This is a genomic window from Bacteroides sp. AR29 (assembly GCF_900217715.1).
GTDB classification, from domain to species: domain Bacteria; phylum Bacteroidota; class Bacteroidia; order Bacteroidales; family Bacteroidaceae; genus Bacteroides; species Bacteroides uniformis.
In genome coordinates this window covers 84,365-93,220 of sequence record NZ_OBMS01000018.1, presented here as the reverse complement: position 1 = coordinate 93,220, position 8,856 = coordinate 84,365, and the positions used below count along the sequence as shown (strand labels likewise).

Here is an 8,856-nt window from a genome sequence, read left to right as displayed (position 1 = left end):
CTATGCGCCTCGAAAGCAACGATTAAGTCTCGCAGGCTCTCACGGTTACTCAGTTGTCCAAACATCATCGCGAGCATCTGATTCCAGCAAGTGAAATGTTTCACATATCGGTTGCCACCATACTTGCGAACATAGTTGTTAAACTGAGTCCTGTTCAGAAAAGCGGTTAATTGAGAGAATACGTATTTGTCTTGGAACATAGCAGCCATTTGTATTAGACTGCAAAGTTGCAAAATCAAGTCCGTTTCATTTCAAAAAACCGTGTAATTGACTATATTTCAATAATTTCAAAGAACTATTTATCCACTTTTACGGGACAGTAGTGAAATTCCATATATAATCTACATTAACATTTTATTTTTCAGCATAATACTAATATATACAAGTTTCACTTATAAAAACTGGTCTCTTTCCATGTTGTGGAATTTCCATATCAGTGGTGACATATATAATGGTACAGATTATTTCATGACAGCACGTAGCATGAGTGTGAGAAATGCAAACCGTGAAAATCCAACAATCAAGAGGGCAATTGTTAATAGAAAAGACACTGAGGGTAAAGAGACATATACACCTGCTACATATACTTTCAGCGCTGATAAATTTTATGATAGAAATCACTAGTGTTCAGTTTTAATTCATTGAAGCCTCTCAACGGTCTTCATTCATAGATGATGATTGGAACGGCCGGTTCGTGAGAATCGGCTGTTTGCATTCTACGCCTCATTTCCCTATCGGCTGTATTCTCCTTCTCACCTCTTTGGATATTTCCAGAAACATATAGTTCAGTTTGCCGGAATGAATACCTTCCTTATTCTGGGCATACTTCTTATTGGCATACTCCTTGGACTTGTCAAAGGTGATGCGCGACATCTGGTTCTGCGACTTTCCCACCATCGTCGAATCCAACTGTTCGTCCGGAAAGAAATCATCCAAATCCACATCACCAATCATGGTCGTTTCAAGGAAATTCATGTCTTTATGACTGGAATCCGTGTAGTATCCTACAAACATATGCCCCGGGGTGCGCACCAATATAGGTTCTATGTTGATGGCACGGAGCAGAGAAGCAAAAAGCACACTTCCATCCACACAGTTGATTTGCGAGGACTCCAAGGCGTCATCGAACGTGCGCACACGCTGTGAAAAGACCACATTGCTGGAAAGGCTCGTATTGGAGACCGAGCTATAACGGAACTTACGCTTCTGCAGTACATTCCACAAGGCATAAACCTGCCTGTCCACCACTTCGGCACCTCCCTGATAGCCTAAAAAACGGTTGACGATACGCGTATCCAGCGCTTCACGCAACAGCTTGTCAATCATAGGATTCTCCTCATTTACATATGCTGCAAAAAAGATGCCGGTATCATGGAATTTTGTACCATTCGTGACATACCCCAACAGACATTCATTAATGCTGCGAACGGAAAAAGTACGCACCCTCTGCCCCAAATCCTTACCGTTCATCTCTACCATAACGGCCACACTAATGGGTTCCGCCTGGTTGTTATTCTTCAGAGCCTCATAATTCCATATGATATCAGGATAGATAATATACTCCGTACGCGGTTTTGCCAGCACAAACTCCGACACTGAACGGGAAAAGAACGGAGTCTCCGCAACTTCTACCCGCACCCGGCTATAAGCATTCCTCGAACGGACACGGACAGCGATGCACGACTTCGGATTACCTACATACATGGAGTCTACCGGCACTATGACCTGAGCATCGGTGGTAGCCACTGAAAGGATACTGGAAGGGAATATATTACCGCCCAGCTCATCCGCGATATCAAAGCCCGAACGGAAAGGAGCCGTATTCAGCCAGACAGAGCCGATTATCACTAAAAGCAGAGTTCCCACAATAACCGGCAAACGCCTTTTAGAGAAACTCCTGATATACATAAGTTCTTTCATACAATTCAATATTTACGAAGCAAAGATAATATTTTATATGTGACAGGGCTTTTAGATAAACGAGAATTTAATGTAACCCAAATGTAACACTTGTTTCATCATTCCGTAACAAATTAGCCTCACTTTTGTACCCAGAAAGTAGAAATGGCCTGCATCTCAGCACAAGTTTTCATGCAAACATGAAAATTCTGCATTCGGTTTGCACTATTTTTGCCGATAAAAAGAAATAAAGTTTAACTTTGTGACAAGAGAATTGTTTTATCCTTGTCATACATAAACAACAAAGCAATGAACGATTACCGGATTTTAGTAGTGGACGATGAAGAAGACTTATGTGAAATTCTGAAGTTCAACCTCGAAAACGAAGGCTACGAAGTGGATACGGCAAACTCCGCTGAAGAAGCTCTGAGAATGGACATTGGCAGCTACAGCCTGCTACTGCTGGACGTGATGATGGGAGAAATTTCCGGCTTCAAAATGGCGAGCATGCTGAAGAAGGACAAGAAGACAGCCCAGATACCCATCATCTTCATTACCGCCAAAGATACGGAAAATGACACCGTGACCGGTTTCAACCTGGGAGCGGACGACTACATATCCAAACCCTTCTCGCTGCGCGAAGTGGCGGCACGTGTCAAAGCCGTACTTAGACGCACCCGACAAGGAGAAACGGAACATGCACCGGAACAGATTGTCTACAAGACGCTGGTACTGGACATCATCAAGAAGAAAGTCTGCATTGACGGCGAAGAGGCACCGCTCACCAAAAAAGAATTTGAAATCTTATTGCTGCTTTTGCAGAATAAAGGACGCGTATTCTCGCGCGAGGATATACTGAACCGCATCTGGAGCGACGAAGTATATGTGCTGGACCGCACCATCGACGTGAACATCACACGTCTGCGCAAGAAAATCGGAGTTTATGGCAAATGTATCGTAACACGCTTGGGATATGGTTATTGTTTCGAAGCCGAATAACGACAGACACTTTCTGTCCTTCAGCCGGAAGCTTTTCCTTTCGGTCATCTCGCTGTTCCTCGTATTCGCCGCCTGCTTCATCGCCTACCAGTATCAGCGGGAAAAGGAATACAAAGTGGAGCTGCTGGACATGCAGCTGCAAGATTATAACGACAGACTGCACCAGGAGCTTCGCTACCTCCCCGACAGCCTATGGACTTCCATGCTGGACAGCTACATCTCCAAGCATGTGAACAAGGAATTGCGCGTCACTGTGGTAGACCTTCATGGCAACGTATTGTTCGACAGCTCCCAGAACGACAGCCATGAACTGGACAACCACATCAAACGCCCCGAAGTACAGAAAGCGCTGAAAGACGGCAAGGGCTATGACCTGCGGCGCATCTCCGAAACCACCGGCAAGACCTATTTCTATTCTGCCACCGCCTACGAAGGCTGCATCATCCGTTCAGCCCTCCCCTACAACGTCAACCTGATGAACAATCTGGCTGCCGACCCACACTACATCTGGTTCACGGTCATTGTATCACTGTTGCTGATATCCGTCTTCTACAAATTCACCTCCAAACTGGGCAGCGCCATCAACCACCTGCGCGAGTTTGCCAAAAGGGCCGACAAGAACGAACCCATAGACATGGACATACAAGCCGCCTTCCCGCACAATGAGCTTGGAGAGATTTCGCAGCATATCATACAGATATACAAGCGCCTGCGCGAAACCAAAGAGGCGCTTTACATTGAGCGCGAAAAGCTTATCACCCATTTGCAAACCTCCCGCGAAGGACTGGGCGTATTCAACAGAGACAAAAAGGAGATATTGGTAAACAATCTGTTCACCCAATACGGCAATCTGATTTCAGACTCCAACCTGCAGGCTACCGAAGAGATATTCTCCATCTGCGAATTCCAGAAGATAACGGATTTCATCAACAAGGCGCAGAAGCGCCCCTCCTACAACGAAGAACGAAGGATGTCCGTACACATCAACAAGAACGGACGCACCTTCATCGTGGAGTGCATCATCTTCCAAGACCTCAGCTTTGAAATTTCCATCAACGACATCACCCAGGAAGAAGAGCAAGTACGGCTGAAACGGCAGTTGACCCAGAACATCGCCCACGAGCTGAAAACCCCCGTAAGCAGCATACAAGGTTATCTGGAAACCATCGTGAACAACGAAAACATTGCACCCGAAAAGATGCAGGTCTTCCTGGAACGCTGCTACGCGCAAAGCAACCGCCTGAGCCGCCTGCTGCGCGACATATCCGTACTGACCCGCATGGACGAAGCCGCCAACATGATTGATATGGAAAAGGTGGACATCAGCATGCTGGTTTCAAACATCGTCAACGAAGTGTCCCTGGAACTGGAACAGAAGCAAATCACCGTTGTCAATTCCCTAAAACCGAAGATACAGTTGCGGGGCAACTACTCTCTACTCTACTCCATCTTCCGCAATCTCATGGACAACGCCATCGCTTATGCCGGCACCAACATACACATCAACATCAGTTGTTTCCGCGAAGACGAGAATTACTACTATTTCAGTTTTGCCGATACCGGCATCGGCGTTTCTCCCGAACATCTGAACCGTTTGTTCGAACGCTTCTACCGTGTAGACAAAGGACGCTCGCGCAAGTTGGGCGGCACCGGCTTGGGGCTCGCCATAGTGAAGAATGCAGTCCTTATTCACGGAGGCACCATCTCTGCCAAAAACAACCAAGGTGGAGGACTGGAGTTTGTATTCACACTGGCAAAAGAGAGATAACAGCCCGTTTTACCACACCAAACAAAATGCTTTGCATACCTCTGGAGAAGGTTCTTGTGGCAAGTGTGGCTTGTATTGGTATCTTTTCACCTTACCGACATGACGGATTGCTTAAATCGCCTTAAGTCACTATCAATCAGAGAGTAATTTTGCCAACCTATTGCCATGCTTTTGGCAAACTTTTGCCATGCCTATGGCAAAGTTTTGCCAACGCGGTGACAAAGTCTTGCCAAGAGGGTGGCAAAACCTTGCCAATTTGTCGGCAAAAAGAAAGAGAGAGGGGAAGAAAATTTATCACTCATAGAATTGTTTTCTCAAAAAGAATCCGTATCTTTGTCATGCATTGGTTCGCTCCCCCTCTTCTGGGAAAGCGATTAAAAGGGAATCAGGTGTAAATCCTGGACAGTCCCGCTGCTGTAAGTTTCGTGCAACGTTGCAGACAATTACTCTATGCCACTGGAATATTCTTCCGGGAAGGCGCCTGCAACAGAAACAAGTCAGAAGACCTGCCATGCATACTTTATCATTGCTTTCGAGGAAAAAGCGTTGAGTCTAATGAGCCGGACAAACCGTCCATCATTTCATTCATCAAACCTAATTCAGAGAAAGTAAAGAAGGTAATAAACTCTGCCAAGTTTATTTGATGATGTCCGGCCGAAGTGATTTCGTCCGGACATTTACATTACAAAAAGTCATATTTAAATTGGTTATTACATAGATTTTGTCTAAATTCGGCACATTAAACCGCAATAATCGGTTTATCCGTTAACCTATTGTCAAATTATTAAAGATACAGAGTCTATGGAATTACCATTTGCCGAAGCATGGAAAATCAAAATGGTGGAACCTATCCGCAAAAGTACCCGCCAGGAACGCGAACAATGGCTGAAAGAGGCCCACTACAACGTATTCCAACTCAAATCGGAACAAGTTTATATCGACCTCATCACCGACTCGGGCACCGGAGCCATGAGCGACCGCCAATGGGCAGGCATGATGCTGGGTGACGAAAGCTATGCCGGAGCCACCTCATTCTTCAAACTGAAGGAAGTCATCACCCGCCTCACCGGATTTGAATACATTATCCCCACCCACCAGGGACGCGCTGCCGAAAATGTACTCTTCTCCTATCTGGTGCACGAGGGCGACATTGTGCCGGGAAACTCCCACTTCGACACCACCAAAGGACATATCGAGGGACGCCGGGCATTGGCTCTGGATTGCACCATAGACGAAGCCAAACAGACACAGCTGGAAATTCCCTTCAAAGGCAATGTAGACCCTAAAAAACTGGAAAAAGCATTACAGGAACATAGCGAACGGATACCGTTCGTCATCGTCACCATAACCAACAACACTGCAGGCGGCCAGCCGGTTTCCATGCAGAACCTGCGCGAAGTCCGCGCCATTGCCGACAAGTACGGCAAGCCCGTTCTCTTTGACTCGGCACGCTTTGCGGAAAATGCCTACTTCATCAAAATGAGAGAAGAAGGTTACCGCAACAAGAGCATAAAGGAAATTACCCGCGAGATGTTTGACCTTGCCGACGGTATGACGATGAGTGCCAAAAAAGACGGTATTGTCAACATGGGCGGATTCATAGCCACCCGCCGGAAAGACTGGTATGAAGGTGCCAAAGGCTTCTGCGTGCAGTTCGAAGGCTACCTTACTTACGGAGGCATGAACGGTCGTGACATGAACGCCCTTGCCATCGGCCTGGATGAAAATACTGAATTTGACAATCTGGAAACCCGCATTCACCAGGTGGGCTATCTAGCCATGAAACTGGATGAGTACGGGATACCCTACCAACGTCCCGCAGGCGGCCATGCCATATTTGTGGATGCCCCCAAAGTGCTGACACATGTGCCCAAAGAAGAATTCCCGGCACAAACACTGACCGCTGAGCTCTATCTGGAAGCAGGCATACGCGGCTGCGAAATCGGGTATCTGCTGGCAGACCGCGACCCGGTGACCCGCGAAAACCGCTTCAACGGCCTGGACTTGCTTCGGCTTGCCATCCCCCGCCGCGTGTATACCGACAACCACATGGATGTGGTGGCAGCCGCTTTGAAAAATGTATATGACAAACGGGAAAGTATTACCCGCGGAGTGCGCATCACCTGGGAAGCTCCGTTGATGAGACACTTCACGGTACAACTGGAAAGGCTGTAAGAGATTTACAGACTCAATGTCAAGACAAAATCCGGAAACAAATAATAATGAATAGTGAACCGGCGTTTCTCCACCGTACGATATTCTTCGGCGGAGAATACGCCGCTTTCATTTACAGCAAAAGGCAGAATGCGCATGTGCCCGCGAAAATCAACCTCGGAAGCATTCAGGCATTTGAACATGGTCTCCTTAGCCGACCAGTGCAGCAACAGTGACCAAGTGTCGGTTCCGCGAAACACGGATGGCTGTTCATCTTCGCGCATGAATTTATGTGCCACCTTCCTTACCCGCTCACCATACTGCTCGATGTCAACACCCACTTCCCGACCCGGCAATCCCAAGACAACAGCCACATAACCTTTCGTATGCGAAATACTGAGAGAGGCGGAGTCATCCGCCAGATAAGGTTTCCCACTGGGATGATAGGCAATCTCTTTCTCTTCTCCCGACAGAGTATAAAGCAATACGCGGACAGCCAGCCACTCCAAACGGCGGTGTGCCGCGGTGAAGCGCCGCATACCTTCCCGGTATACTTCCTGATGAGGAAGCATGGCCAGCAATTCCTCCGGAGATTCCTCCGTTTTCCAAATTCCCCATCGACTGGGAAGAGCGGTATGTTGCAAGAAGAGGGGCACGGAACAATTTAAAAATTAATAATTAAAAATTAAAGGGAAGAAGAGTTGGGTTCTGCCGGGGCATTTACTGTGAACTTCACTTTCAGGATACGGCGGTTGTCCATCTCCAACACCTCAAACTCATAACGGCCGTAGGTCACCTTTTCATGGAGAGCAGGAAATTCCCCCTTCAGTTCCAGCAGAAGTCCGGCAAGCGTATCGGCATCCCCTGCCACCTCATCGAACGTTTCCTCGTCTATCTTCGTTATTTTATAGAAATCAGTCAGCTGGGTCTTGGCTTCAAATACCCAAGTGTGGTCATTCAGTACGGCATATGTACGTTCTTCATCATCGTATTCGTCATGAATTTCGCCCACAATCTCCTCAATAATGTCCTCCATGGTGACAATGCCCGACGTACCACCGAACTCATCGACCACAATGGCTATATGAATCTTGTTTGCCTGGAAATCGCGCAGCAAATCATCAATCATCTTGGTTTCGGGCACAAAATAGGCGGGCCGGATAAGCGACTGCCAACGGAAATTATCCCCTTTGTTCAGATGGGGTAGCAAGTCCTTGATATAAAGTACCCCCTTGATATTGTCACGGCTATCCGCATAGATGGGAATACGGGAGTAGACATTCTCTACGATGCACTTCACCACATCTTTGAAAGGGGTACGGATATCCAGGTCCACCACATCAAGGCGAGAGGTCATGACCTCCTTGGCCGTTTCCCCGCCAAAGCGGATGATACCTTCCAGAATATTATTCTCCTCCGAAAGCTCTGCCTTGTCGGTCAGCTCCAACGCATGCGAGAGTTCATCGACCGATATGTTATGGTTCTTGCGGACCATATGCTTGTTCAGGAAAGAAGTGGAACGCACCAGCATGGATGCCATCGGATAGAATACGGAACGGCAAAACGTGATACCGGGAGCGGCGAAGCGGCAAAAAGCCAGCGTCTTCTGAGCCGAATATATCTTAGGCATGATTTCACCGAAAAGCAACAGCAAAAATGTAAGGACTACTGTCAGAATGAGGAACTCTGCAATGGGAGAATGAAATTGGAACACATTCATAAAGAAGAAGTTGCAGAGCATGATTATGGTTACATTCACGAAGTTGTTCGTAATCAGAATCGTTGCCAACAAACGTTCGCTGTTGTCCAGCAGATTACTGATTTTCTCATCCGAAGGATGCTTTCTCTCCGCTATTGCATTCAGGTCTGACGGAGAAAGAGAGAAAAAGGCTATTTCGGAAGCTGATGCAAAACCGGAAACAAGCAAAAGCAAACCTGCCAACACAATGGCTACAACGGCCGAAATAGAAGGAGTCTGTACGGATATACCGTTAAAAACATCTGCCAACTGGCATAAATAAGCGTCTGGGTCCAAA

At 47.1% G+C, this 8,856-nt stretch carries 7 protein-coding genes and 1 riboswitch; of the genes, 3 read left to right on the top strand and 4 right to left on the bottom strand.

All coding sequences use genetic code 11. The features are described 5' to 3' along the window. On the bottom strand, window positions 1-200 hold a 200-nt coding region (locus CSD97_RS12555; RefSeq protein WP_143272422.1), incomplete at its 3' end, for a DUF4372 domain-containing protein. A gap of 523 nt (window positions 201-723) precedes the next feature. Continuing rightward, entirely contained in the window at window positions 724-1,920 is a 1,197-nt protein-coding gene (locus tag CSD97_RS12545) for a hypothetical protein (protein ID WP_005835974.1), read from the bottom strand. A gap of 288 nt (window positions 1,921-2,208) precedes the next feature. Between CSD97_RS12545 and CSD97_RS12540 the strand changes: the two genes are divergently transcribed. The 3 genes from CSD97_RS12540 to CSD97_RS12530 all read left to right on the top strand — a co-directional run bounded on the left by CSD97_RS12540 (window position 2,209) and on the right by CSD97_RS12530 (window position 6,841). Beyond that, entirely contained in the window at window positions 2,209-2,898 is a 690-nt protein-coding gene (locus CSD97_RS12540) for a response regulator transcription factor (protein WP_005835972.1), read from the top strand. Continuing rightward, on the top strand, window positions 2,873-4,666 hold the full coding sequence (locus CSD97_RS12535) for an ATP-binding protein (RefSeq protein ID WP_005835971.1): 1,794 nt from the start codon (window positions 2,873-2,875) through the stop codon (window positions 4,664-4,666). Before CSD97_RS12540 ends, CSD97_RS12535 begins: the two co-directional genes overlap by 26 nt. A 327-nt stretch (window positions 4,667-4,993) precedes the next feature. Next, window positions 4,994-5,195, top strand: a riboswitch (cobalamin riboswitch). A 272-nt stretch (window positions 5,196-5,467) separates the two neighbouring features. Then, a complete protein-coding gene (locus CSD97_RS12530) occupies window positions 5,468-6,841 on the top strand; it encodes a tryptophanase (RefSeq protein WP_016273374.1) in 1,374 nt (457 codons plus the stop codon). 5 nt (window positions 6,842-6,846) lie between these two features. Here CSD97_RS12530 and CSD97_RS12525 read toward each other — a convergent pair whose 3' ends face one another. Then, window positions 6,847-7,476: a 4'-phosphopantetheinyl transferase superfamily protein gene (locus tag CSD97_RS12525; protein ID WP_098032470.1), complete on the bottom strand. Its 630-nt coding sequence runs from the start codon at window positions 7,474-7,476 to the stop codon at window positions 6,847-6,849. Window positions 7,477-7,505: 29 nt separating this feature from the next. Beyond that, window positions 7,506-8,855, bottom strand: a complete 1,350-nt coding sequence (gldE, locus tag CSD97_RS12520) for a gliding motility-associated protein GldE (RefSeq protein ID WP_005826743.1) — start codon at window positions 8,853-8,855, stop codon at window positions 7,506-7,508. Window position 8,856: the final 1 nt, after the last annotated feature.

Excerpts from the sequence above, each read along its gene's own strand:
- CSD97_RS12545 (WP_005835974.1), bottom strand. The coding sequence starts at position 1,920 with ATGAAAGAACTTATGTATATCAGGAGTTTCTCTAAAAGGCGTTTGCCG.
- CSD97_RS12540 (WP_005835972.1), top strand. The coding sequence starts at position 2,209 with ATGAACGATTACCGGATTTTAGTAGTGGACGATGAAGAAGACTTATGT.
- CSD97_RS12535 (WP_005835971.1), top strand. The coding sequence starts at position 2,873 with ATGGTTATTGTTTCGAAGCCGAATAACGACAGACACTTTCTGTCCTTC.
- CSD97_RS12530 (WP_016273374.1), top strand. The coding sequence starts at position 5,468 with ATGGAATTACCATTTGCCGAAGCATGGAAAATCAAAATGGTGGAACCT.